This is a genomic window from Flavobacterium sp. ACAM 123 (assembly GCF_000264055.1).
GTDB lineage: Bacteria > Bacteroidota > Bacteroidia > Flavobacteriales > Flavobacteriaceae > Flavobacterium.
Genome location: NZ_AJXL01000220.1, coordinates 1 through 1,156 on the forward strand (window position 1 = coordinate 1; position 1,156 = coordinate 1,156).

The following is a 1,156-nucleotide window of genomic DNA, read 5'->3' on the forward strand; positions in this document are numbered from 1 at the left end:
AATTAGGAAAAAAGACCGATGTTTTGTAAATTATAAGATTATTACCACATAATTTTTATAATGAAAAACACCAGTCTTGAGGGTAAAGATACTGAGCTTATTTCGGTTATACAAGGTCATTTCAAAGGGGAATTGAATTTAGCAAGGGTCAAGCTCATTTGTTTATTTATAGTAGCTCTTTGTAAAATAAAGACAATTAATTATGATAGGTTAGCCTGTGGATTTGACACAAAGGCTAATAAGAATAGCTCTTACAGAAGAATACAAAGATTCATGAAGGATTTTGATTTGCCAATGAAGATAGTTAGTTCGTTAATATTTAATTTGTTACCATTTAAATCTAACTTAACGTTGGTATTAGATAGAACCAATTGGAAATTTGGAACAAAAAACATTAATATTCTGATGTTAGGAGTTAGTTATAAAAATGTTGCTTTTCCTTTGATGTTTAAAATGTTAGATAAAAGGGGGAATTCTGATACACAAGAGCGGATTGATTTAATCAAACTTTATATCGAATGGTTTGGCAAAGAAAGTATCGATTGTATTTTGGCAGATAGAGAGTTTGTTGGTGAGAAATGGTTGGGATTTTTGAACCAAAACAATATTAGATACTATATCCGCATCAGGAATAATTTTAAAATTTATTCCTATCAAAAACAAGAAGAAATTAAGGCTTTTTGGTTGTTCAATAATTTGAAAGTAGGCGAATTTTATCATTATCCAAAAATTGTAGAATTACATGGGCAAAGATGTTATCTATCAGGAAGTAAAACTGTTAATAGAAACGGAAAACTAGAATTTTTAATCATTGTTTCATTCAATAGGCCAGAACAAGCAATGATTTATTATAAAGAAAGATGGCAGATTGAAACTCTTTTTAGAGGATTAAAAAGTAGTGGCTTCAACATAGAAGATACGCATGTGACAAATTTAGAAAGATTAGAAAAACTTTTTTCTCTAACAATAATCGCTTTTGTCTGGTGTTATAAAATTGGAGACTATTTGGATGAATACATCCTAAAAATAAAAATAAAAAAACATGGCAGAAGGGCTATAAGCGTATTCAAATATGGATTAGATTTTTTATCAAAATCTCTTTTTACACGATGTAATAGATTAGAATACAGCTTATTTAGTTTTTTGTCATGTACTT

1 protein-coding gene is annotated in these 1,156 nt (G+C 28.6%); it reads left to right on the forward strand.

The window, feature by feature from the left end:
- Positions 1 to 60: 60 nt before the first annotated feature.
- Positions 61 to 1,156, forward strand: a 1,096-nt coding sequence (locus tag A3SG_RS0118315) for an IS4 family transposase (protein ID WP_016991438.1), incomplete at its 3' end; no start/stop codon positions are given.